At 46.6% G+C, this 24,199-nt stretch carries 25 protein-coding genes; 11 read left to right on the top strand and 14 right to left on the bottom strand.

Annotated elements, in window-relative coordinates:
• Positions 1-242: 242 nt before the first annotated feature.
• From QUB68_RS03965 to smpB, 3 genes are all read right to left on the bottom strand, one after another.
• On the bottom strand, positions 243-473 hold the full coding sequence (locus tag QUB68_RS03965; protein ID WP_332989590.1) for an Osc7112_2153 family protein: 231 nt from the start codon (positions 471-473) through the stop codon (positions 243-245).
• Positions 470-1,156, bottom strand: a complete 687-nt coding sequence (locus QUB68_RS03960) for a tetratricopeptide repeat protein (RefSeq protein ID WP_332989588.1) — start codon at positions 1,154-1,156, stop codon at positions 470-472. Before QUB68_RS03960 ends, QUB68_RS03965 begins: the two co-directional genes overlap by 4 nt.
• Positions 1,157-1,795: 639 nt before the next feature.
• On the bottom strand, positions 1,796-2,263 hold the full coding sequence (gene smpB / locus QUB68_RS03955; RefSeq protein WP_332989586.1) for an SsrA-binding protein SmpB: 468 nt from the start codon (positions 2,261-2,263) through the stop codon (positions 1,796-1,798).
• 123 nt (positions 2,264-2,386) lie between these two features.
• Here smpB and xrtO point away from each other — a divergent pair, with 123 nt between their 5' ends.
• The 3 genes from xrtO to QUB68_RS03940 are packed head-to-tail and all read left to right on the top strand — an operon-like array spanning position 2,387 to position 7,021.
• Positions 2,387-3,955 carry an exosortase O gene (gene xrtO, locus QUB68_RS03950; protein WP_332989585.1) on the top strand — a complete coding sequence of 523 codons (1,569 nt, stop codon included), beginning with the start codon at positions 2,387-2,389 and terminating at the stop codon, positions 3,953-3,955.
• A complete protein-coding gene (locus QUB68_RS03945) occupies positions 3,930-6,800 on the top strand; it encodes a TIGR02921 family PEP-CTERM protein (RefSeq protein WP_332989584.1) in 2,871 nt (956 codons plus the stop codon). The genes xrtO and QUB68_RS03945 overlap by 26 nt, the downstream gene beginning before the upstream one ends.
• Positions 6,722-7,021, top strand: coding sequence for a hypothetical protein (locus tag QUB68_RS03940; protein ID WP_332989582.1), 300 nt, complete (start codon positions 6,722-6,724; stop codon positions 7,019-7,021). Before QUB68_RS03945 ends, QUB68_RS03940 begins: the two co-directional genes overlap by 79 nt.
• Here the strand turns inward: QUB68_RS03940 and QUB68_RS03935 are convergent.
• Complete coding sequence (locus tag QUB68_RS03935) at positions 7,018-7,320, bottom strand: Rieske (2Fe-2S) protein (protein WP_332989580.1); 303 nt, start codon at positions 7,318-7,320, stop codon at positions 7,018-7,020. The genes QUB68_RS03940 and QUB68_RS03935 overlap by 4 nt on opposite strands.
• A gap of 90 nt (positions 7,321-7,410) precedes the next feature.
• Between QUB68_RS03935 and QUB68_RS03930 the strand changes: the two genes are divergently transcribed.
• A complete protein-coding gene (locus QUB68_RS03930) occupies positions 7,411-7,755 on the top strand; it encodes a hypothetical protein (protein WP_332989579.1) in 345 nt (114 codons plus the stop codon).
• Positions 7,752-7,928 (top strand): hypothetical protein, encoded by a 177-nt coding sequence (locus QUB68_RS03925; protein ID WP_332989577.1) that lies wholly within the window; start codon positions 7,752-7,754, stop codon positions 7,926-7,928. Before QUB68_RS03930 ends, QUB68_RS03925 begins: the two co-directional genes overlap by 4 nt.
• A 71-nt stretch (positions 7,929-7,999) precedes the next feature.
• On the opposite strand, the gene QUB68_RS03920 is transcribed toward QUB68_RS03925, so the two are convergent.
• The 5 genes from QUB68_RS03920 to QUB68_RS03900 form a co-directional block, all read right to left on the bottom strand.
• The gene (locus QUB68_RS03920; protein WP_332989576.1) at positions 8,000-8,395 is read right to left on the bottom strand and encodes a hypothetical protein; all 396 of its coding nucleotides are present in this window, start codon (positions 8,393-8,395) and stop codon (positions 8,000-8,002) included.
• Positions 8,359-8,691 carry a hypothetical protein gene (locus QUB68_RS03915; protein ID WP_332989574.1) on the bottom strand — a complete coding sequence of 111 codons (333 nt, stop codon included), beginning with the start codon at positions 8,689-8,691 and terminating at the stop codon, positions 8,359-8,361. Before QUB68_RS03915 ends, QUB68_RS03920 begins: the two co-directional genes overlap by 37 nt.
• A gap of 158 nt (positions 8,692-8,849) precedes the next feature.
• Positions 8,850-9,518, bottom strand: a complete 669-nt coding sequence (locus tag QUB68_RS03910) for an HAS-barrel domain-containing protein (protein WP_332989572.1) — start codon at positions 9,516-9,518, stop codon at positions 8,850-8,852.
• 122 nt (positions 9,519-9,640) lie between these two features.
• Positions 9,641-9,832 (bottom strand): NAD(P)H dehydrogenase subunit NdhS, encoded by a 192-nt coding sequence (locus QUB68_RS03905; protein ID WP_106149246.1) that lies wholly within the window; start codon positions 9,830-9,832, stop codon positions 9,641-9,643.
• A gap of 199 nt (positions 9,833-10,031) precedes the next feature.
• Positions 10,032-11,102 carry an Mrp/NBP35 family ATP-binding protein gene (locus QUB68_RS03900; protein ID WP_332989570.1) on the bottom strand — a complete coding sequence of 357 codons (1,071 nt, stop codon included), beginning with the start codon at positions 11,100-11,102 and terminating at the stop codon, positions 10,032-10,034.
• A 189-nt stretch (positions 11,103-11,291) separates the two neighbouring features.
• On the opposite strand from QUB68_RS03900, the gene hemF reads away from it, so the two are divergent.
• Positions 11,292-12,335 (top strand): oxygen-dependent coproporphyrinogen oxidase, encoded by a 1,044-nt coding sequence (gene hemF / locus QUB68_RS03895; RefSeq protein WP_332989569.1) that lies wholly within the window; start codon positions 11,292-11,294, stop codon positions 12,333-12,335.
• Positions 12,336-12,395: 60 nt separating this feature from the next.
• A complete protein-coding gene (locus QUB68_RS03890) occupies positions 12,396-12,758 on the top strand; it encodes an STAS domain-containing protein (RefSeq protein ID WP_006631392.1) in 363 nt (120 codons plus the stop codon).
• A gap of 308 nt (positions 12,759-13,066) precedes the next feature.
• Here QUB68_RS03890 and QUB68_RS03885 read toward each other — a convergent pair whose 3' ends face one another.
• Positions 13,067-13,717, bottom strand: a complete 651-nt coding sequence (locus QUB68_RS03885) for a chromophore lyase CpcT/CpeT (RefSeq protein ID WP_332989568.1) — start codon at positions 13,715-13,717, stop codon at positions 13,067-13,069.
• Between the two features lie 337 nt (positions 13,718-14,054).
• Here QUB68_RS03885 and psb29 point away from each other — a divergent pair, with 337 nt between their 5' ends.
• A complete protein-coding gene (psb29, locus tag QUB68_RS03880; protein ID WP_332990153.1) occupies positions 14,055-14,771 on the top strand; it encodes a photosystem II biogenesis protein Psp29 in 717 nt (238 codons plus the stop codon).
• A 346-nt stretch (positions 14,772-15,117) separates the two neighbouring features.
• Here psb29 and QUB68_RS03875 read toward each other — a convergent pair whose 3' ends face one another.
• Positions 15,118-15,654 carry a late competence development ComFB family protein gene (locus tag QUB68_RS03875; RefSeq protein ID WP_332989566.1) on the bottom strand — a complete coding sequence of 179 codons (537 nt, stop codon included), beginning with the start codon at positions 15,652-15,654 and terminating at the stop codon, positions 15,118-15,120.
• A 212-nt stretch (positions 15,655-15,866) separates the two neighbouring features.
• Complete coding sequence (locus tag QUB68_RS03870) at positions 15,867-16,808, bottom strand: M23 family metallopeptidase (RefSeq protein WP_332989563.1); 942 nt, start codon at positions 16,806-16,808, stop codon at positions 15,867-15,869.
• A 630-nt stretch (positions 16,809-17,438) separates the two neighbouring features.
• Between QUB68_RS03870 and QUB68_RS03865 the strand changes: the two genes are divergently transcribed.
• Positions 17,439-19,754: a cation:proton antiporter gene (locus QUB68_RS03865; protein ID WP_332989561.1), complete on the top strand. Its 2,316-nt coding sequence runs from the start codon at positions 17,439-17,441 to the stop codon at positions 19,752-19,754.
• 204 nt (positions 19,755-19,958) lie between these two features.
• Here QUB68_RS03865 and QUB68_RS03860 read toward each other — a convergent pair whose 3' ends face one another.
• Complete coding sequence (locus QUB68_RS03860; RefSeq protein WP_332989559.1) at positions 19,959-20,171, bottom strand: Hfq-related RNA-binding protein; 213 nt, start codon at positions 20,169-20,171, stop codon at positions 19,959-19,961.
• Between the two features lie 183 nt (positions 20,172-20,354).
• Here QUB68_RS03860 and dapF point away from each other — a divergent pair, with 183 nt between their 5' ends.
• Both dapF and QUB68_RS03850 read left to right on the top strand, forming a co-directional pair.
• Positions 20,355-21,191, top strand: coding sequence for a diaminopimelate epimerase (gene dapF / locus QUB68_RS03855; protein WP_332989557.1), 837 nt, complete (start codon positions 20,355-20,357; stop codon positions 21,189-21,191).
• 293 nt (positions 21,192-21,484) lie between these two features.
• Entirely contained in the window at positions 21,485-22,630 is a 1,146-nt protein-coding gene (locus QUB68_RS03850; protein WP_332989555.1) for a hypothetical protein, read from the top strand.
• A gap of 251 nt (positions 22,631-22,881) precedes the next feature.
• On the opposite strand, the gene QUB68_RS03845 is transcribed toward QUB68_RS03850, so the two are convergent.
• On the bottom strand, positions 22,882-24,063 hold the full coding sequence (locus QUB68_RS03845) for an aspartate aminotransferase (RefSeq protein WP_332989554.1): 1,182 nt from the start codon (positions 24,061-24,063) through the stop codon (positions 22,882-22,884).
• Positions 24,064-24,199 lie beyond the last annotated feature (136 nt).

The raw sequence follows: 24,199 nt of genomic DNA, 5'->3' as shown, positions 1-24,199 counted from the left end.
CCAGGTGGCTGTAGGAAGAACCCAATTATCAATAGTGATACCAGTTCAAAAAAAGAATGCAGCTTTATACAAGCTGCAAACCATCATAGTCATAAGTCATTTCCAATTCTTCAATTCTTTAATCTAAAATCTCAAATGGTATAAGGTGCGCAGTGCGCACCTACATAACACTACAACATACTACATACCTGTTGGTGTAAAGTGCTGATGTCGCACTCTAAAAAATTTCTTGAAAATAACTCTTATTGTTCGCTCTCAGAAGGCATGACGAATCCCGGACACGGATAATAACGGCCTCTATCTCTGCACCACTGCTGTCGATACGACTGATTCGAGTCGAACAGCGTTTCGACTGATTCATTCAGTGTGGGTTTAACAGTCGCAGGAGTTGGCAGTGCTGTTGAGGCTTGACTTAGCTCCAGTACCGTTATAATTGCCAGTATGGTTGATGAAAGCAAAACTGTGCGTTTCATTTATTTGTTTTTTCCTCTTTTAATCGTTGACGTGCCATTCCTATCCATATATCCTCATCGAATTCTTGAGAATCCGCATACTTTAGACAAATTTTCCACTGCGGTAGCGCTTCCTTCGTCTTTTTCATCCCTTCTAGGGCTTGCGCTTTTAAGCAGTAAGTTGCTGGTCTTTCACTATCAAGTTTAATCGCTGCATCCAGATGTTGCAATGCCTCTGAATATCTACCCTGTTTCAGCCGAGCCCATCCTAAATTTTTGAGTAAAGAATATTTTACTGGCTCGTCCTTAGCAAATTTCAAGCCTTGCAACAGCAAGTGAACGGCAGCAGGATAGTTTTTCTTCTCAATTATATACAATCGAGCCAGATTGCTGTAAGCAGCCGGCATACCTAGTTTGGCAGCTTGCAGATATTTTCCTTTGGCGCATTCTAAATCTTGCACCTCTTCGCAAAGCCATCCCAAATTGTAAAGAGCTGTTCGGCTTTTGGGGTCTATGGAGAGCGCTAAATCATATGCTTGTTGAGCATCAGCCAATCGATTGGCTTTGTAGTTCTCAAAGCCCCTATTGTTAAACAGCGATGCGAGTTCCGGTAACCCAAATTGCCAGCCGCCCAAGCCTACTGTTAATATCAGTATGAGGGCCGCCCACTTGGAATGATTATGTTTTTTTTCTGGCTCTTTCATAACATTAAAAATGTTAGCTAATGGTGTCGTTTTTAGCATATTTCAACTTTAGAGTTGGGTGATATTTTAGTTGCGAGATTTAATAGCCACCCTCATGGCATCATCATCTTACGAAATGAAGGAAGGCTTGAGCCCTTTTCTCATTTCTGGTTTGCAACTCCACAGCCAAATGTTTGCTTAATGCTGCGACTACGTAGATGTATTCGAGCATAGATTAATTCTTCGTGAGACTCCACAAGGAATCCGGATATTTTCAGGAAGAAGCAAGAAGGAAGGAAGCCGGAAGCCGGAATCGTGAGGCGAGAAGCTGGAATGTTGACGCTCCAATAAGTAATAATACTTAGTCTGGGCGGGCGACAGTATGTATCTGCAAGCTCTTGTGCAAACAAACATTTGCATACTTGGGGCGCTGCTCAGAGCAACGGCTCACAATAGTTTGATTATTTTTTTAGTCTCTACGGTAGTATCAGAGCGCACCAATTGAGTTTGCAGGCTGCGCTCTGATAGCACTGGTTAAGGTGTTGAATTTGAACCGGAGAAAAATCAGAAAACTGCTATTTCACGTTATAACTTTCAGACTGCAATCAAGAACAATTGCTTTGACGAGCAATGTGAATTCATACTCAACTTCAGCAACGCCTAAAATTGCTTCATCGCGCGCTGCATATCCCGGTTGTCTTCGCGTTTCTTCAAATCTTCGCGCTTGTCGTACAATTTTTTCCCTTTACCCAAACCGATATCAAGCTTTACCCAGCCGCCTTTCAAATACATTTTTAACGGCACTAAAGTCAAACCTTTTTCTTCGACTTTGCCGATTAATTTGCGGATTTCTTGCTTGTGCATCAGCAATTTGCGGGTGCGGCGCGGTTCGTGATTAAAATAGTTGCTAGCACTTCTCCAGGGGGAAATATGAACATTGATCAGCCATATTTCGCCGTCCCGAACTAAGCCATATCCGTCCCGCAAATTGGCTTTTCCTTCTCGAATAGATTTGACTTCGGTTCCCTTCAACTCGATGCCCACCTGATATGTCTCTATAATTTCATAGAGATGGCGCGCTTGTCTGTTGTCGCTAAGAATTTTGTACCCTGGACTTTTTTCGCTCATTTTTACCTCCGCTAAAATCATTATAACGCTAGCATTTCTGTAGAGAAAATAGAAGCTTGACAAAACTTAATTTACAGGTCTAGGCATTACCAATTTTGCTGAGCTAAGATGTCAGCAACCTGAATGTCAAGCGGTATCATGCAGCGCACGAATAGTCCAGATTCTAGAATTTCAGATTCTGTTACTCCCCCTCAGGCGGTTAATTTGGTTTGGCTGGCTCCTTTTTTACTGTCGCTCGCTTGGTTTTTAGCCAATATATCTGCTGTTAAGTGGCTGTTAGCCTCGTTTGTGGAGATACCGACACCGTACAAGATAGTAATTGGTTCTCTGATTGTAGCATTAGTAGTGCGATCGCTCAGTCAGGGCGATCGCCCGCCCGCATTTTCGGCAAACTTCGTTTTGAGGCGCTATCCGCTGCTATTGATGTTGGGTGCGAGTGTTTGCTCGATCGCAATTCAGTGGATAATTGAGATCCCACAACTTACCGTACTGCTATTTATTCTCGGAACTTACGGGCTGTACGGCTTGTTTACCCAGGCGAACGTTTGGCAAAAAAACTTGCCAATTGCCGGCTTGCTGGCTGGTATTTTACCCTTCAACACTCAGTTTAATAACGGATTGGGCTTGCCGGCGCGAGTCATAACTGCTCAGATAGTAGAACAATTGCTTTCAACCCTGCACGTTGGCGCTATTTCTTCCTACGATATCATCGTCTTGGAAAACGGCATCGCTCACGTTGACGTGCCTTGCAGCGGCATTAAAACCCTATTGGCGGGGACGCTATTTTTGCTAGCTGCTACCTGGTTAGAAAGCCGCAAATTAAGTTGGAAATGGCTAGCAATATGCGCTACCAACTTCTTAATCTTAGTATCCGCTAACGCTTCGCGGGTTGCCGTGTTAGTGCTGGTTGCTCAAGTTTGGCAACAGCCAACCTATGCAGAAATCCTGCACGTACCCCTGGGAATTGTCGGTTTAGTTTGCGCTTGTTTTTTAAGTTGGTTGATGCTGCAAAAAATTCCCAAACTTCCAGCAACCCAACCAATTGATTTTGACTCGCAACGGGATGCAGAAATTCTCAAAAATCAGCCTCTGGCAAAACCAGGACTAATTGCAGTCGTGGCTGTTTTGGCAGCATTTTCTCAATTGTATCATGTAGAAAGTGACAAATTAGCGATCGCCCCGCTGAAATTTCCGCAACAAATCGTATCCGAAGCAATCCCGCTGAATCCCAGCGAACAAAAATTCTTTGGCAATTACCCAGACACGCAAACACAAAAAAAGAGATTTGTGTCAGGCAACTTGCGCGGTTCCATGCTCACAGTAGCCAGCACCTCTTGGCAGACTTATCACGCACCAGAGCTGTGCTTTGTAGCCAGCGGCATCCCCGTCAATCGCATAGAAAAAAAACAGCTAACTCCTGCCGTAACTGCCCGCTGGCTATCTCTAAAAGACAACCAACTATCCGCAACCTACTGGCTGCAATCTTCCCAACAAACTACCGACAACTTCTTGTCGCGCATCCGCAGCGACATCACCCACAAAAATCATACTTGGGTGCTAATTTCCATTCTCTTTGACAGTTCCGTAAACCCAGAAAGTCCCGAAATCCAAGACTTCGCGACTACTGTACACAACACCGTCAATAATAGCTTAACAGCAGGAAAAAATGAAGAAATTAAAACAGGCATTTAATATAATTTTTCAGTCAATCTTTTGGCTGTGGAATTTGACATTTTTGTCAATTGTTTATCTGGGAATTTTGCCCTACCTAGCAATCCCGTTAGTGCAAGCCACAATAGACGGAATTATCCCCCTTGAATTTTCATTAACGCTAACAGCATTGATAGCAGTGCCAACAATATTTACCGTAGTCGGAGCAAGGCGTTTTAGAAAGCAACCGCTACAGCTAATGCGCTTGTTTTACGGAGTAGAAGCACCCTTATTTTTGCTCTGTTCAATTAGGTTATTCTTGCTGCGGGAACTGAATCCAGCTAGCTCGCAAATTATCGCTACAATCGTTTTGTGCATCGCAGCATTTTTTGTAGAAATGCTGTACGGCTATTTGGGAAAAAAAGCAAACCTTCAAGATACCTCAACACCTCAAGAAAATCCGAAAAAACCGCACCATTTGACTAGATTCATTGGAGAAAAGCCCCGTGCATGGATACAGTTAGGATTTCACAGCTTAATGCTGCTAGTTGGCATTTGGGCGGCAACCTTGCTAATGTTTTACGCACTACCAGTCGCTACTGTGACAATAGTTGGATTTTTTAGTTTTACCTGGGTGAAACCACTGATAGACTCCCTGGCATACAGTTCGTTAGAGATTATTTGGTGGCTGCCATTATACTTAATAATGTTTGGTTTTACCTCCAGCTTATTCGTGGCAATGCCTTCGCTTTACGGCTTTCTCTACATCCAATCTGGACGAAAAATATTACACAACTTTGCTTCCCAATACGGCAAAAATCAGGCAATCATGGGAAGCTTGGGCGTGATGGCAGCTTGGCTGGCAGTTTTCGCAGCTTTGCAGCAGCAGCCGCAAATTCAAGCATTAAAAATGCTGGCGACTCCCGCAGCGAATGAGACTGCACGTCAAACTTTATTAGCCAAGTCTGATATGATTCGATCGGGCTTAGTTAACGCTTATTTATCTCCTTACCGCTACCTCAGCACTGTGGGAGAAAATAACCACATTTCTGAGATTTACAAAAATACTTTGAGTTTGCCAGATAAATCGGCTAAAGTTGTCCAGAACAGCTACAATTATTTAATGTCGCCGTTTTTGTATCAAGGCTATAGGGCTGATGTTGAAAAAGCGGAAAAACTCTATGCTGGATTCTTCGATACCGAAATTCAAAAAGGCGACGCAGCAGCAGTAAAACACGCGGTACAATCAACATCTAACCGCGAAGAAGCTAAAGCAGGTTTGCTAAATGTCAATCAGGAAAAAGTATGGTTGCAGTCGCAAGAAGTTACAGTTAAAGAAAACGGCGATTGGGCTGATGTTCAACTCTACGAAGTTTACAAAAATCAAACGCCCAACTTGCAAGAAGTATTCTATTACTTTTCGCTGCCGGAAAGCGCCGCAGTCACAGGAGTTTGGCTGGGCGATACTGGCGATTTGAAAAGACGTTTTGCATTTACTGTGTCGCCCAGAGGTGCCGCCCAGCAAGTTTACAACCAGCAGGTGAGAGAAAATGTAGACCCGGCTTTGCTCGAACAAATTGGCCCGAAACAATACCGCTTGCGAGCTTTTCCAATTCCGCCTAAACGAGAGTTTTCGCGCACGCAAACTGACGCACCAACGGAGATGAATCTGTGGCTGACTTATAAAGTCATGCGGCAGCCGCAGGGTTGGGCGATGCCGAATTTAGCTGAAAAACGCAATATTTTTTGGAATCAAAATACTCGCCGAGTTATAGCGGGAAAAGAGATTAAGTACAGCGGGAAGGAGGCAAAAGAAACTTGGTTGCCGGGATTTGTGCCAGCAGTTTCGCAGCAGAAACTAATACCGCGTCTGACGAATTTGCCTGGAGGAAATACGATTTCTGCTAAGCCGCTGGTTGATGCAAATTACTCGCTACCCGAGGGCAAAAAGTTTGCAGTGATTCTGGATACTTCCCGCAGTATGGCGGGAGAAATGAAGGAGGTTAAGGAGACTTTTGAATGGTTGAAAGCAAATAGTTTAAAAGCAAATACGGTTGATTTGTATGTGGCGAGTGCAGCGGGGATGCCGCCGAAGTTGGTGGAAGATTTGCGGAGTTTTGATGTAGGAAAGTTAATGTTTTATGGTACGCTCCAACTTAAGGATATTCTGCAACAGTTTGCGAAGTTGCGCGGCGATCAAAGTTATGATACTGTATTCTTGGTGAGCGATCGCCACAGCTACGAGTTATCGGACGATCGCAAAAACACCGTTTCTCTAGCTGCACCCCTATGGACAGTGCATCTGGGAGGCTTACCACCCGGTTATGACGACGCAACTTTAAAGGTGATTCAAGATAGCGGTGGCGGAGTTTCTACCGATATCACAGAGGCGATGCAGCGAGTGGCGACGACAGCAGCATCGGGTAAATCTGTAGTTAATGTTGTTGATGGCTATGTTTGGAGTTACAGCAAAACTCCGAAGGTGGCGGCAGGGGTTCCGAAAATCACAGATGATCAAAATGAAGGTTTTAAACCGATAGCTGCGCGGCAGTTAATCACCGCACTTAGCAAAGAGAAAAGTTCCAATCAATTGACTCAATTGGATGCAATGCACTCGCTAGCTAAAACCTTTAAAGTCGTCACGCCTTATTCTTCGATGATTGTGTTGGTTAATGACGCGCAAAGACAGCAGCTAAAGGCGGCGGAAGCTAAAAACGATCGATTTGAAAGAAAGGTAGAATCTGGTAAGGAGGAGTTGACGAAACCTAGCAATCCTTTGAATGTTTCTGGGGTTCCGGAACCGGAAGAATGGCTGCTTTTGGTGGTTGGGGCGATCGGGCTTTTGACCGTTTTCTTCCGTCAGCGGCGCGCGAAAGTGATAGGTTGAGGGTGAAAAGTGCGATCGCCCAGGGACTCAGAAACCGGGTTTCTTCACCAAATCTCGGTGAGGATGTCCAAATTCTCGCAGAAACCCGGTTTCTTGCCTTCGCGCAAAGACTCAGAAACCGGGTTTCTTCACAAAATCTCGGTGAGGATGCCCAAATTCTCGCAGAAACCCGGTTTCTTGCGATCGCCCAGGGACTCAGAAAACAAGTAAATTATGACTAATCGATATCGACAAAAACGATCTCGCCCTCAATCTTTACCGGATAAGACTCCAGGGAATCGCTGGGTGCATTCAAACACTTACCAGTATCTAACATAAACCGATATTTGTGAAACGGACAAGTAATGATGCCGTTATTTACTTTCCCCATGTCGATCGGATATTCTAAATGAGTGCAAGCATTGCGGTAACAAGTGACATTTGCGCCTTGGCGATTCAAAATCAGCGAAGTATCCTCAACTTTTACCTTCAATACACCCCATTCGGGAATCTGATTTAGCGCTGTTATTTCTACCCACATATGATTTTTTGCTTTAAATAAATTATGACAGACTGATTGGCGATCCTGAAGTGCTATTATACTGATAATTTGTCACTCAAAATTCAAATTATGGCAAAATTACCAAACCAAACTATCAGCACTATTTTCAGATTGCAACAGCGGTTAGTTGCACTTCTGGATACAGCAACAGCAGCAGAATATTCCCTCTTACAGCAATTTGGCGAAACAGAGGAAACAATGCCTGAGTTAGAAGCAATTGATAATGTTAACGAACGCCTGAGAATTCCCTACAACCGTTTGCACAGAATCTTGCAACAGGTGGCAGAATCTCAACCAGCAGCAACACCCGATGTGCTAGACTTTTTGTATAGGACGATAGACCAGGGAGAGGCAATCGCCGATGCCTCAGAAGCCAGTATTCAAGAAATTAAAAGGAGTTGGAACCTGCCATGACTCAACAGCCCAGAATACCAGATTTAGAGACAAGACAGCAAAATGTTGCTAGGATGCGAGAATCTTGTCGCCTGCTTGATGTTTGGACGCTAAAATTAGATGAAGTCCTCGCAATGTTAGAAGCTGATAATCGCCGTCAGCGACAGGAACGTTTAGAGGGCAAATATCGGTGAGTGCAAGAAAAGGTAGCCGAGTCATAAATTACGTTGGCGATGCTTACATTTATTAGATTGAGTGATTAGGTTCAATCTGAAATATTTGTTTTCAACCAATTCACAAAATCAGCAAATGTCATTTCTTCCGTTAACACTAACTCCCGTTTATTCTCTAAATGCAGGTGAGGAACATTTTCACCTGCATATTCTGCCCCAATCCTGCCATACTTGAGCCGAATAGCACGGGGGTCAGGACTATTGTCAAAACCAGCTTCTACGCGATCGCCTTCTAAGACATAATACCGATATTTTCGTACTTCATCGCTGAACAACTCTGTAATCAACACCCGATAAATCCTATATTTAGCCTCAAGCCGCAAAATAGCCCTTAAGGGTGTCACATCATTAACATACTTTACCCCTTCAAAAGTAGCTTGAGCAAGGGCAATTACATCAGCAAAATATTCTGTAACTTTCGCGTCCAATCTCCTATCCCCTTATAGCAAAATTCCCAATCGGCTAAGTCAATCTCCCACAAATTATTAACCTTCGATTCAAGATTTATGATAAAAACTTCATCTTCAGAAACTCGCTGGTTAAAAGCGAGATAATCCATGCCATAAGTAGCCTGATACTGACCATTTCTTTGTCGAAGTTCAGCAAGTTTCGTTAAAATCTGCTCGATGGTATAGCGTTGGATTGCCAAATCCATAGCCGCCTGCAAATCACCCAAAGCACTCAACACTTCAACATATTCATCTTTGATTGATACTGTCACCATAATCTGACAACTGCCTCAATAAATTTATTTCGTACTTTGAACTTCCAGCGACTTAATCATTATCAAATTATAGTAACAAGGAATAAAGAGGAATAATAAGATTAACAGTCCTCTTAAGCGATCGGCAAACTGTCCAATGTCTCCTAGTCCAATGTCTCCTACGGATGAATCTGACTCAAAATCACCCGCAATCTGTCATAATCATCCTTCAACAAAACACTTAAATTCCTCCCAGCTTCCACCAACCAAGATCGATCGCGCATCCGCAACTGATAAATCTCCCGAATCGTCGCCGCTATCAGCGCATCCACCGGTGCATTCGTCACTCCCAGCAGCGTCCTCAAAAAATCCAACTGCACCGTAAAATCAATCATCTCATGCGGTTCGCAGCGATAAACCGCCTGGTGAATTTGTGGCGGGCGCGGCGGCAAATACTGATAAATTGTACCCCTCGATGGGCCGTGGCCGTTCAACCTTTCCGGCGGCTTCTCAAACCCCACAATCGCTACTCGAAACTCGGTTTTGAGCATCGCAAAAATCTGCGGTTGTTCTTCCCGCAACTCTTCCAGCGACAAACCCAAGGCGCGAGCTCTGTGCACGGAGTCGATCGGGCTAGTGGTAGCATAGTAAACCACGCCGTAGATTTGATTTTTTGACTCTTCATCTTCCGCCTTCACCCAACTCCCAAAAGGCGGCATCACCGGAAAACTCAAGTCATCCGGTTCCAAACATTGAGCTAAAAACTCCGTAGTTGCCGTCTCAATGACTTCAGCAATGCGATCGGGATGGCGTTCTTTGGTTGCAAACTGGGGTAAAGGTAAACGCATAGTTTAGTCAGTTGACAGTTGACAGTTGACAGTTGACAGTTATTATTTTTGAATCTCTCCCAATAATCAGTAACCAATAATTACTGACTACTGACTACTGACTATTGACTACTGACTAATTACTATTTCGCGCGGCCAGCCGTAGCATCCACGAGATCCAACTGCGACAGGCGGAACGTGATCAGCTTGTCCCAATTGCCACCTTCAAACAGTACCGCGACTTTCCCGTCGGTAACTCGCTGCACAAGTCCTTGAAAGCCGTAGTAAATCTCGCCCTTATCTTTAACTCGAACTGCCGAACCTGGAAAAATCATAATTGTTTCAAAGTTAAGTTTGACTGTTTATAGTTTACCGTTTCTGGTTTCTAGTTCCCAAGTAGAGCTTGGGAACTAAGCCAATCTTCGCCAACAGCAGACAAAGCTGGGAAACGAAAGTTTGTGAGACTTCTCCCACAAACTCTTGTGGGGCAGGCCGGAGAGTCTGCCCTTGACGAACTTTTGGATGAGATGTCTATTAGGCTAGGGCTGCTACAGAAACTTTACCAGCAATCCGACCCGCGATCGCCCGCAACTCCCTAGCCGAAGCAGAATCCGGTTGCCCCACCACAATTGGCACACCCGAATCACCACCTTCCCGCAACGGAATTTCCAGCGGAATGCGGCCTAACAGCGGCACTCCCAACTCAGCAGCCGTCCTTTCCCCGCCGCCGGAACCGAAAATATCGTACTGCTTGTCGGGCATATCCGGCGGCACAAAATAACTCATATTTTCCACAATTCCCAACACCGAGACTCCCAACTGTTGGAACATCTTCAATCCCTTGCGGGAGTCCAACAAAGCCACCGTCTGCGGCGTCGTCACAATCACCACACCAGCCATCGGCACCGCTTGCGCCATTGTCAACTGCGCGTCTCCTGTACCCGGAGGCATATCGACAATCAGATAGTCTAAATCGCCCCAATTCACCTGATACAGGAACTGCCGGATGATCCCGTTCAACATCGGGCCGCGCCAAATTACAGGTTGGTCTTTCTCAATTAAAAACGCCATCGACACCAATTTGACGCCGTAGTTGAATGCGGGTTCGAGGCTTTCCCCACTTTTTCCGTCCCTAACCATGACTTTCGCGTCACCCAAACCCAACATATTCGGGTCATTGGGCCCATAGATATCGGCATCCAGCAAACCGACTTTAGCGCCGGTTTGCGCCAGGGCTACAGCCACATTTACCGCCACCGTGCTTTTGCCGACGCCGCCTTTACCGCTGGAAATTGCGATAATATTTTTAACGCCTTCAATGCCTTGCCGATCGACCATTCCTTTCTGCTGCGGAGTCTCGGCTGTCACCTCCACGGTCACTTTTTCCACTCCCGGCAACTGTTTGACCGCTTTTTGGCAATCTTCAACAATAAATTCTCGCAGCGGGCAAGCAGGCGTTGTCAGCACTAAAGTAAAACTGACGACACCGCCGTCAATTTTGATGTTACGAATCATGTTCAATTCCACCAAACTTTTTTGTAGTTCGGGGTCTTGCACAGGTCGCAGGATTTCTAAGACTGAACTAATATCGAGTGTATTGGGCATTGTGTTCTCCACCATAGCTCTGCAATTTTGTCAACGAATTTTCGATCGCAGGTTTAAGTATATTTTTGTTGCTATTTTTTAATGTAACTTCATTGCGATCATTTGCAGACCTGCGGTGGCATAATTACAGGACTACTGGATTTGGGAATCATCGCCCATCTAAAACTCAAATCTGACAACAGAAATTTTATGACAGTTTCTACAACACTTAAAACCGCCACTTCCCCGTTTTTGCCGCCCGCTGACTCTAGAGCTAGAGTCAGCAAATTTATGAAAAGCCTACAAGACGAAATTTGTCAATCCCTCGAACAGCTCGATGGGGGTGGCAAATTTAAAGAGGATTCTTGGGAACGCTCCGAAGGCGGGGGCGGACGTTCTCGCGTCATGCGCGAAGGCAATGTGTTTGAACAAGGGGGAGTCAATTTTTCCCAAGTTTGGGGCGAAAGTTTGCCTGCTTTGATTCTGGCCAAGCACCCAGAAGCTGCCGGTCACGATTTCTACGCCACTGGTACTTCGATGGTGCTGCACCCCCGCAATCCCTATTTGCCTACGGTTCACCTGAATTTCCGCTATTTTGAGGCGGGCCCGATTTGGTGGTTTGGCGGCGGTGTCGATTTGACTCCTTATTACCTGTTGGATGAGGATGCAGCTCATTTCCACAAAACTCTGAAAGCAGCTTGCGACAAACACCACTCGGACTATTATCCGACTTTTAAACTCTGGTGTGACGAATATTTCTACCTCCCGCACCGCCAAGAAACCCGCGGCATCGGCGGTCTGTTTTTTGACTACCAAAACGCTCAAGGCCCGCTTTACCGCGACCAGAATGTCAAAGGGAAAGCTGCTGAGTACAGCAAGAATGCCGGACACCCGGAACCCAGAAGCTGGGAGTCGCTGTTCGCCTTCGTACAGGACTGCGGCCGCGCATTTTTACCGGCTTACACCCCGATTGTGGAAAAGCACCGATCGAAAGCATACGGCGATCGCGAGCGCGATTTCCAACTTTACCGCCGCGGTCGTTACGTTGAATTTAACTTAGTGTACGATCGGGGCACGACCTTTGGCTTGCAGACCAACGGACGCACCGAATCGATTCTGATGTCCCTGCCGCCTTTGGTACGCTGGGAATATTGTTTCGAGCCAGAACCCAACTCTCCAGAAGCTGAACTATACTCAAAGTTCTTAAAACCGCAAGATTGGGCAAATTGGATGCCTCAGCAGTCACCGACCTGAGTTAAACTACTGGGAAAGTAACCACCGCGATAAATAGTAATAAATTTGAGGGAAGGGTCAGTGATTCATATTGATCAAAAAACCCACACGCTTCAAGACGGTACAACAGTTATCGTCTTAGCACCGACAGGACGGTTGGACATCACGACAGCTTGGCAATTCCGCCTCAAGTTGCAAGAGTGTATTTCCAAACTCAGCCGCCATGTCGTAGTGAATCTTGGTCAGGTTAACTTTATAGATAGCTCTGGTCTGACCTCGTTGGTTGCAGGTATGCGCGATGCGGATAAAGTTAAGGGCAGTTTCCGCATTTGCAATGTTCATCCAGAAGCCAAACTGGTGTTTGAAGTCACCATGATGGATTCTGTCTTTGAAATCTTTGAAACCGAAGAAGAAGCTCTAGAGGGGGTGCCGCGCGCAAGTTAAGCACTCCTGCTTGTATAGATTGCGGTGTAAGGGCAATTTAAGCTTGAGACTCGCCCAGCGCGCAGGAACCCAGCAAAATAATAGGAAGCAGGTAAAGTCTTGCCTGCTTCCTTCTGCATTCCTGAAAAATTTGAGAAGACCGGGCGGTTGAAACCGCGTCTACACAAACTTTCACGTGCCTCCGCAGGTTGAAGAAGACCGGGCGGTGAAAATTACGTGATCTTCTTCTTTAGTCCGCGGAGGCGGACTTTGTTTGTCTAGACGCGGTTTCAACCGTACGTCTGATCTTTGTTTGTCTAGACGCGGTTTCAACCGCCATCTGATCTGATCCCAAGCGTATTGGCCAATATCTCAGAAGCAAAATCCTGACGCTTCACAAATCTAAAAGGGCCCATTAAAGCTCCCCAGATAGCCTTGCCTGTCGTGGGGCTAATTCCTTTGTCGTAGCTCAGAAATTCCTCGTCTGCGGCTTCAAATCCCAAGTCTACTTGGTAATTTTGCCCATCGTAGGTAAAGCCGCAGCGACTCCCCGCAGGCAGAGATGCTCGAAAGCGATAGCGATTTGAGCCTAAATTTTGCACCGCAATGCCGAGGGTGCAGCCCGGGAGGAGTTGGATTTGGTCGCTAGTTAGCTTTTCGAGCAACTCCCGATCGCGACCGGCTCCTTTGACGGCTGCAATGTCCTTAAACATATAATACTGAGCTTCTATCTCTCCGGGCGCTGTCTTCACCTGTCTCAGTTGCACTATGCGCGGGCGGTAGGGCTTGTCTAGTTCCAGAATGTTCGCTTGTTCGGCAAACAGGGCAATGCTGGGCTCGGAAAATAGAGGCACGGGCAGGGGTCTTTGCCACATACGAAGGTGTACGTACCAAGCTGGGTCTGCTAGCGCTTGTTCCCGATTGTCAAATTCGCCCGCCATGTACTGGGCTAAAGCTGTTAATTCAGGAGAAATTTTCATGTTTGTTTGATTTTTGAGGGTTTTAGCTTGACAATTAAAAAATATTGTGCTAACAGAGAGCAGAGTCGGCAAAGTCACAAGATTAGATGTTTGACCGATCCCGGCTAAGGTATGATTGTAAAGATACTTGGCTTTTGTCCTGGTATTGCGACATATTAATTGTTGCTGCCGATCGCCCGCAAAATCTTCTCCATAAAATTTTGCCTCGCTGTCTCGGCGGCACAGCTAAAAAAACTGGCAATTTTTGTTAGCCCGATCGCCGATCGACTCCCACGATTTTACTCACGCCGCGCCGTCCCATGCCGCTGCTGCAAAATTATTTATCTATAAGACTCAGGTGAACAATAACCGTACTGTTTCAGATACTAAGCGTAGTTTCTATACGATTCACACTCGACCGATCAACTCAATTTACCGACGAGTGGTGGAAGAGTTGATGGTAGAAATGCACTTGCTTTCGGCGAATGCCGATTTTCAATACGACCCGATTTATGCTTTGGGCGTGGTGACAGCTTTCGATCGATTCATGCTCGGGTACGCCCCAGAAGCAGACAGACTTTCGATTTTTAACGCTTTGTGCAAGTCCCTAGAAGACGATCCCGATCGCTACAAACATGACGCTCACCGCTTGGAAAGCTTGGCAGGCCGACTTTCCGGCTCGGAGTTGCTGTCGTGGCTCGATCGCTCCACCAGCTTTGAAGATGCAGGAGATTTGCAAGCGTCTTTAGGGGCGATCGCCGGCAACGCTCAATTTAAGTACAGTCGCTTATTCGCGATCGGCTTATTCTCGCTGTTAGAAAAAGCTGACCCCGACATGGTAAAAGACCAAGCAACTCGCAACGACGCGATCGCCAAAGTCAGCGCGGCATTGCACCTGCCTGAAGACAAAGTTAGCAAAGATTTAGATTTGTACCGCAGCAATTTGGAAAAAATGGCCCAAGCGCGAATAGTGCTTCAAGATGTCATCCAAGCGGAACGCAAAAAACGGGAAAAGCGAGACACCACCAAAGTTACCGCCAGCCCGACTGCCGACTCTTCTGACAGCAGCAATTAATCGTTTGAAGGAAGAAGGAAGAAGGAAGAAGTTTTTTATTAAATAAAAAAATACAAAACTTCTTCCATTTAAATTTTTGGTTCTTGAATTCTGACCAAGAATTTCTTGATGGTACAAGCCCCCGGATTGATCCGTGGAATCAATCCAAAATGTAAAATCTAAAATCCTCAAGCCCCCGCATTTATCCGTGGGGTTAATCTAAAATCTAAAATCTAAAATCTAAAATCGATTGACAGATACCTTCTGCCTTCAGATAAATAATGTTGGTGGCTCAAAAACTAGAAATCCCGCTTTCTCAAGAGAGCGGGATCGACTTAACTGGCAAAGTGAGCGGTTGGTGGCGGTACTAAGGCTGCTGCTCAAAATTAGTGGCGTTAGCTTGCAGCCAAGTGCTTAGCTGTGAAAGAACTTCGTTTCCAGAAGACTTTCCCAAAGCTGTGGGGTTTGGGGTATCTGGCCTGTCCAAGTTGCGGGCGATCGCGGAGTTGACTTCTTTGGAAATCAAATCGTGAAGTTGCTCTTTCGCCCTAGCCCTTTGAAAGTGAGCTCCCTCTTCCGTAGTAGCGTACAGAGGTGGCAGCCTATTTAAAGCATAAGCCGCAATATCTCCCACATCCAGACTCAGGTCGCTCGTCGCCTCAATTTCAGCCACCCTAGCGATCGCATCGCTCAGCACCAACTCTTCCATCACGTTGATGAACTGTTTGCGCGGCAGAACCACAACTTCCCCGGTCAACAAAGCTCCCATCAGGCGATCGAGAGCCATGTACTCTTCGATCGACAATTCCGAAGCCGTATTGCAGATCCGTCCCACCTCAGCTTCCATAGACGGCGTTAAATAGCCATCTTGCAAAGCCTGTTCCACAATTTTTTCAATACTCATATATGCTTCCCGCTCAACGGCATCATTAATACAGTTTTGTTTTGTAAAGACGCGATAGCTGGCGTCTGGAGATTCGAGTTTTGAGTGCCGAGTTGAGAATTTTCATACAAATCCTAACTCAATACCGATCGCCCAGAAAAGTTATCAGCAGACCCCAGCCACAAACTTACCCCATAATTGACGGCTTTATTCATCAAAATCGGTAAAATTTACTACTCAACTCCCTGAAGCCGCCAAGGTACCGGATCGACGGACTGCCCGTGCACGTAAAGTCCCCAGTGGAGGTGAGGGCCTGTCGAAGCCCCCGTAGACCCCAAAGCACCGATTACTTGACCGGCTTTCACGAAATCGCCTTCCTTGACATCAATCCGGCTCAGGTGCATCAAAATACTTGCTACCCCTTGACCGTGATCGATACCGACGACATTCCCGTGGATTTTGAACCCTTGGGATTCGCGTCCCACCAGAGACACCCGACCGGCGGCCGGTGCGACTACAGCAGAACCGTAATCACCGGCGTAATCGACGCCGCGGTGGTAGTAGTCTTTAGCAAATACTCCATTATAGTACCGGCGTACCCCGTAAATAGTGGTAATTTCGCCGGAGTTGGGGCGCAACAATTTGCCATCCCAGAATTTTTGGGGTGTCACCAGTGCTTTAAATGCGTCTACGCGATCGAATTCGGCATCTGTACCTTCGGAGTCTTTACCCGGGGGTAGCCAGATCGACTGAGTGGGAAAATCTCGATCGCGCACCTGCACGCTCAACTTCTGCACTTGTCCGTCGCCTGAGACTTGAAGCAGGCGGGCACCGGGTTTCTCTAGCGGCGTCGTCGGTACCAGGGCCCGAAAGCGGCCGTTGCCGATCGCAAACGCGGGGTAATTTTGCTGCTGTACAGAAACTTTGGGAGTTTCCCCGCCCTTAGCGTCAACCTGAATGATTACTGACAGCGTATCTCCCAGTTCGGGATTTGGTGGCGTCACCACTACCTGCAAAGCTTGCACCGGCAGGGCAAAACTCAGAAAGCCCGCCACAATTGGCGCGATCGAACTAGCCTTCTTATGGTTTGCTGTGAACTGCCACCACCGCTTTACCAGGCCCGCAACTATTTGGGTACTTAGCCCGCAGTTACCTGGATTCACACTCATTGTCATAGTTAGCTGTCCTTAACCTTTGTCTAGCTGAGATATTTTAACTATATAGAAACCGAGTCATTTTTTTTGACTAAAAGCCAAGTTCGGTCTCTAGAGTCCGAAGACAAAAATAACCAGTCAGCTAGAGATTCACTTCACCGCACACGACATCATTAAAACCCAACCTACATCCAGAATTAAGCAGTCATTTTGAGGGAGCCAGAGCAGCAATATAATTAAGTGTCGCAAACTTAAATCTTGATTTTTGGCCGAGCCGGGAATTCTTAGAAAAAAACACAAAACTCTAAAACTAATTATCCAGTATAGCGGGTAAATCGGCTGGTTGGGCTTGACTAAAAACGATTTTAACTAATCTTTTTTTGCCGCGAGTCGATCTCTGAACGTACAGCGCGATCGAACCGCCTCTCGACACTCATGCGATCTAGGTGAAACACTACCACCAATCAAGCAGCAATGCGCCGATCGACTTGCCAGAGGTTAATCTTTTTTTGCACAGTTTAACTGCGTTCTCTCGGAAAATAGTTGGTTCTATAGTTGCAGTTGCCCTTGCTCCCCAACAGCAGCCAACTGGTCAAACACAGTCAACTCATTAGATACTATAATATAACTTTATAATTTTTTCATAAAGTTGTGCAAGAAGACTTCCGACTGATCGTTGACTTAGTTCTAGTTCTCGCTGCTGCCGCAGCAGGAGGACTCTTTGCATCGCTGTTGCGACAGCCGGTAATTCTCGGCTATCTCCTGGGAGGGATCGTAGTTGGGCCCGCGGGTTTGGGGCTGATTAAAGAATTAATTCAGGTAGACACCCTGGCAGAATTCGGCGTTGCTTTTCTGTTGTTTGCCTTGGGAGTTGAGTTTTCTTTCGCCGAGCTCCAAAAAGTTAAAGCGATTAGTTTGGGCGGTGGGGGCTTGCAAATTGTGCTGACGATCGCCATTACTACTGCAATTTCCTTGGCTGTAGGCTGGGTAGAATCGCCCGCTCAAGGCGTGTTTTTAGGAGCGATCCTGTCGCTTTCCTCGACAGCAGTTGTACTCAAGTGCTTGATGGAGCGCAATGAAGGCGGTACTTCCCACGGGCAAGTCATGCTGGGAATATTAGTAGTTCAAGATTTGGCATTGGGGCTAATGCTAGCAGTTTTGCCGGCGCTCAACCAGCCCGCAGAGGCGATCGGCATGACGGTAGCGTGGGCCCTGCTGCGGATCGGCTTATTTGCTGCCGGTGCTGTAGTCGCGGGCATTTGGCTCGTCCCGCAATTGCTGCGCTACCTCGCAAAAACAGAAAGTCGGGAACTGTTTTTGCTGGGAGTTGTGGTTTTGGCTTTAAGCATTGCCCTGCTGACAGAATATTTGGGTTTCTCGATCGAGATGGGCGCCTTTGTGGCGGGTTTGATGATTTCCGAGGTGGAATATGCCGACCAAACTCTAACTTACGTTGAGCCTTTGCGAGATATTTTTGCATCCTTATTTTTTGTCACCATCGGAATGTTAATCGACCCGGTGTTTCTCTGGAACCATCTAGAATTAATTCTGGGACTGGTATTTCTAGTATTTGTCGGCAAATTCTTGATAATAACGCCCATCGTCCGACTATTTGGCTATCCGCTAAAAACAGCATTAATCACAGGTTTGGGCTTGGCTCAAATCGGAGAATTCTCCTTTGTGCTCGCTAGTTCCGGCCAAGCCTTGGGACTGGTTTCGCGAGACGTTTATCTGTTAATTTTAGGAACGACAGCAGTCACTCTGGTACTGACGCCGTTTGTATTGAGAAGCGTGCCGCAGTTATTCAATTGGGCGGAAAATTTCGGGCCTTTGCAGCGCTATTTTGACGAAACATCTCAACCTGTGGAAATAGCTGAAAATTTGCCGGAACAAAATCATGTTGTGGTTTGCGGCTACGGGCGAGTTGGCAGAACTTTAGTCAAAGTGCTGCAAAGTCGCAACTGTTCAGTTGTGGTGATCGATGAGTCGGAAAGCAGAATTCAAGAGTGCAGAGTGCTAGGAATTCCCTACGTTTACGGGAATGCTGCCAGCTTGCACGTCTTGGAATCTGCGGGGGTGGAACGGGCCGCATCAATGGCGGTGACGCTTCCCGATCCTATGAGCACTCGTTTGTGTCTGAAGCGGGCTTTAGAATTAGTCCCGGATTTGGATATTGTGGTGCGGGCTAACAAAGATAAAGACATTGAACTGCTTTACCAACTGGGCGCATGGGAAGTCGTGCAGCCTGAGTTTGAGGCGAGTTTAGAATTGTCTTCCCACTTGCTGGCTGGGATGGGAGTCTCGGCAATGGCGATCGGGCGAGAAGTCCAGCAAATTCGCAGCAGCCGCTATCTGGAATTGCGGCCGCGACGCGAACAAGAGGCGGTTTCGCGGGATTTGAAAGTGGCGGTTCGAGATATGAACAGCGAGTGGTACAGTTTGCCCGAAGGTGCTCCGATCGCCGGCATGACTCTGGAAGAAACTAACTTGCGGCAGTTGACAGGGGTCAGCGTGATGGCGATCGTCCGCGAAGATGGCGAGGAAATTGATTATCCTAACGGGAAGGCTGCTTTGCTGTCGGGCGATCGGGTTTTGGTAGTCGGAGAACCGGAAGAACTTGTCAGTTTTGAGTTGCTGGCGAAGGGGGAAATTGCCGTTCCGCAAGGCGACAGTTCTTGTCAGTGGCTGAGGCTGCCAGAAAACAGCCCTTGGGCGGGCCAAAAACTCTCAGAGGTAGATTTGCTGACTCAGTATGGGGTGCAAGTGCGGGCGATCCGCCGGGAAGGGAAGTTTACTCGCTGGCCGGACGGAACTACTGATTTGCAAGAGGGCGATCGTTTGCTGCTGTGCGGTGGTTTATACGAGTTCGGCTTGATGCAGCGGACGGCCTCGCCTCCGGTGCCGCAACCTGCCTTAAAGCTGCCTTTTGTTACCGCACAGGTTAGCGAAAAGCTGTTTAGCGATTAGTCATTAGTCATTAGTCAGTTGACTGTTGACTGTTGACTGTTGACTGTTGACTGTTGACTGTTGACTGTTGACTGTTGACTGTTGTCAGATGTTGAAGGAATAGGGAAGAAGGAATAGGGAAGGAGGAATAGGGAAGGAGGAATAGGGAAGGAGGAAGATTTTTCCGATCTCCCAGTCTCTCCCTCTCCCCATCTCCCCCTCTCCTCACCCGTTGGGTTTGATATAGGCAATTGCCGATCGCGAGATCAGAATTTGTGTTTCTGAGGCATCGAGGAGGCAAATGCAGCTATGATCCTGCCAAAAAATTCTGCCCGCTAGCAAGTCGCCGGTCATGAGTTTGATTTCTACCTGTTCTTTGTCTTTGATGTAGCTTTGTATTAGGCGAATGCTGGGCAATCCTGTCTCAAATTCGGACATACTGGGAAATGGGTAATTTGGTCATCACATTATCTAATAGTCCTGGGGGCACTCGATCGGTCAGAAACCGGGTTTTTTTACGAAAATACTGGATCGAAGCCTGGAATACCGATGAAAAACCCGGTTTCTTTGGTATTGCGTAAGTCCTGTCTAATCAGTTTTAACCAAAAGAGGTTTGTTTTTATGCCGATCGAGTTTGCGAAGTATCACGGACTGGGCAATGATTTTATTCTGATTGACAACCGCCACTCGTCAGAACCAGTTTTAACACCAGAACAAGCTGTGTCCATGTGCGATCGACATTTCGGGATCGGCGCAGACGGCGTGATTTTTGCTCTTCCGGGTCAAAACGACACTGACTATACGATGCGGATTTTTAACTCCGACGGTTCGGAACCGGAAATGTGCGGCAACGGGATTCGCTGTTTGGCTAAGTTTATCGCCGATTTGGAAGGTGAGAAGGCGAAAACTGAGTATCGCATCCACACTCTGGCGGGTGTGATTAGCCCCGAATTGCGATCGGATGGTCAAGTCAAGGTGGATATGGGACTTCCCCGGCTGCTGGCTGCGGAAATTCCGACAACTTTGGCTGCACCGGATGCCAAAGTTATAGATGTGCCGATCGAAGTTGCTGACAAATCTTGGTCTGTTACTTGCGTCAGTATGGGCAATCCTCACTGCATTACCTTTGTAGACGATGTTTCGGCTGTTGCTTTAGAAACTGTCGGGCCTGTGTTCGAGCACCACCAAGCCTTCCCGCAGCGTACAAATACGGAATTTATTCAAGTTATACGATCGAACTACGTAAAAATGCGGGTGTGGGAAAGAGGCGCAGGTGTTACTCTAGCTTGTGGGACTGGTGCTTGTGCTGCTGTGGTGGCTGGGGTGTTGGTCGGAAAGTGCGATCGGACAACTGCCGTTGAACTCCCCGGTGGCGTTTTGGAAATCGAATGGGCAGAAGTTTCTGGGCGGATTTATATGACTGGGCCGGCACAGCGAGTATTTACTGGTTGTCAGTAGTCAGTTGACAGGTGACAGTTGTCAGTTGACAGTTGTCATCAGTCAGAAAGAGTTTTTTGTGGAATTGACAAACAAGGAAAATTATTGAATTCAAAATTTTTCTTTAATTATGAAGAATGCTCAATGACTAATGCCTTGTGCCTTCTGAAGTCATTGGCTGAAAACTGATTACTGATGACGGATAACCAATGACTAATGACAACTGTCAACTGTCAACTGACAACTGTCAACTGACAACTGTCAACTGACTAGAATCTAAAATCTAAAATCTAAAATTTACTAGGTGGATGTGCATGGCTGGAGGTATTTATCTGATTCAGGACGACGACAGGCTGGTAGAAATGATGGAACAGCCCTACGACTCGGAAGACCAGTTACAAGACTTGCTAGTAACTTATCCTAACTTGATCGCCGGAGACCAAATCGATCGCGCGACGGCGCGCAGGTGGCTGTTAATTTCGCGGGAAGCAGCAGTGCCCACCGAGGAGGAAAGTGCCGTTCAATGGTCGCTGGATCATTTGTTTATCGACCAAAATGCAGTTCCTACTTTGGTGGATGTCAGGCGAACTCCGAATGCTGCACTCCGGCAAAAAGTTTTGGGTCAGTCGATCGACTATGCTGCTAATGCGTTGGTTTATTGGCCGATCGATTCCATTATTGCTCTGTTTGAAGCTAATTGTCGCGATCGGGGTCGCGATCCAGAACAGATTTTTGAAGAGTTTCTCGGTGCGGATGCTAATGAAGACCTATTTTGGCAAAAGGTTAAAACCAATTTGCAAGCGGGTAAAGTTCGCCTAGTATTTGTAGCTGACGAGATTTCCGCTGAAATGCGCCGAGTTGTCGAATTTCTCAACGAACAAATGGACCCGGTTGAAGTTTTAGCCCTGGAAATTAAGCAATATGTGAGTGAAGATGGTTTGAAAACTTTGGTTCCCAGAGTCATCGGTCAGACATCCGAAGCACAGCAGAAGAAATCCAATGCAACGCGCGAAAGAAGGCGCTGGGATGAATCGTCATTTTTTGCGGAAATCAAAGCTAGACGGGGCGCGGACGAAGCGCAAATGGCAAGAGAAATTTACCTTTGGGCGAAAGGTCAAGAACCCGAAGTTCAAATCCAGTGGGGAACGGGGGACGCCTACGGCGGTTTCGCCGCCCAATTGCCTCAAAAGGGCAAAAAACCATATCAGTTATTCACTGTAGATATTGCTGGCAGAATGGAGATTTCTGCTGACAATTACGGTTCCCGGCCGCCATTTAATGCAGAACAAAATTGGCTGGAATTGAGAAATAAGCTGAGTTCTATCGGTCTGTCGCTGCCTACAGAACCTGGGGAAAGAAGGTCGCCGAGTCTCGCTTTGTTTACTTTGCAAGATGAATTTGCCCTCCAGCAAGTTATGGAAACTTTTAACTGGGTAGTTGACCAAATTAAAAGCTTGTAGTCATTGGGAATTGGGCATTGGGCATTGGGCATTGGGCATTGGGCATTGGGCATTTAAATTAGACATCGACCATATTTCTTGTGGAACAGGCATCCTGCCTGTTCAAAACTGGCTTTTCTGGAGATGTCTATTGTATATTCAGGGCAGGCGGGACACCCCACAAGACTTTGATTCTTTTTTGATATACAATTTAAATGCAGAGCAGCTTATCACCAACAACTAACCAATAACCAATAACCAATAACCAATAATTAATAGCGAATGTTGGCTTGTTTCAAACGCCGCAATGCTTCTCCAAGTCGATCGCAATCTGCAATCAAACTAATCCTCACATATCCTTCACCACCAGGCCCAAAAGCATTACCAGGAGTCAGAACTACACCCGTTTGCTGCAAAACATTCAGGGCAAAATCAGTCGAACTCATGCCGCGAGTACAAGGAACCCAAAGATACATTGCAGCCAGAGGTTTAGGAATATTCCACCCCAATTCTGCCAATCCTGCAACCATAAAATCGCGACGAGTCCGGTAGCGTTCCTGCACTTCGTGCAAGTAACTGTCGGGCAATTGCAGCGCTGTTTCTGCTGCTGCTTGCAAGGCGGAAAATATGCCGTAATCTAGGTTAGTTTTTAAGGTGCGTAAACCTTGAATTATCTTGCTATTTCCTACTACAAAACCAACACGCCAGCCAGCCATATTATAGGTTTTAGACATCGTGTGAAATTCGACACCGATTTCTTTGCCACCGGGAATTTCTAATAAACTTGTCGGTTGATAGCCGTCAAAAGCTAACTCCGCATAACACAAATCGTGAACCAGCAAAATTTGATGTTTGTGCGCGAAAGCCACAATATCTTTGTAAAATTCGCGGGGTGCCGTCGCTCCGGTCGGATTACTGGGATAATTAAAGTAGAGAATTTTTGCTTGTTCAGCTACGCTGTCGGGAATGTCGCCTAAATCAATTACCCAGTCGTTTTCTGGTTTGAGGATGATGTTGTGAACTTTGGCACCGGCGATAATCGGGCCGCGAAATAATACCGGATAAGCGGGACTTGGTACTAATACTAAGTCGCCGGGATTGATATAGGCGATCGCAAAATGTGCTAAACCTTCTTTAGAACCCAATAAAGGTAATGCTTCGCTTTCTGGATCTAATTCAACATTGTAGCGGCGACTATACCATTTAGTAATTGTACGACGAAAACTGGCAGTTCCTTCAAACGGTGGATAGCCGTGATTTGCGGGATTTTGGATAGCTGCGACGGCGGCTTCTACTACTGGTTGAGGAGTGGCACCGTCGGGGTTTCCCATTCCTAAATCTATTAAATCTAGTCCTTGTTCACGGGCGCGGGCTTTGAGTTCGTCGAGACGGGCAAATACGTAGGGCGGTAGTGTTTGCAACCTGTCAGCAGGGCTAATCCAATCCAATGTCATTTGTTGTGTATCAGTTATTAGTTGTTTTCCGGGTTCGTAGTCAGGACTTCAGTCCTTTCTAGCACAATACGGTTTAGTTAAGTTAACAATGTTTATTCCCCGGAGATCCCCCTAAATCCCCCTTAAGAAGGGGGAC

This window comes from Microcoleus sp. A006_D1 (assembly GCF_036702805.1).
Lineage (GTDB): Bacteria > Cyanobacteriota > Cyanobacteriia > Cyanobacteriales > Microcoleaceae > Microcoleus.
The sequence above is the reverse complement of the archived record's forward strand: the minus strand, read 5'-3'. Positions and strand labels throughout refer to the sequence as shown.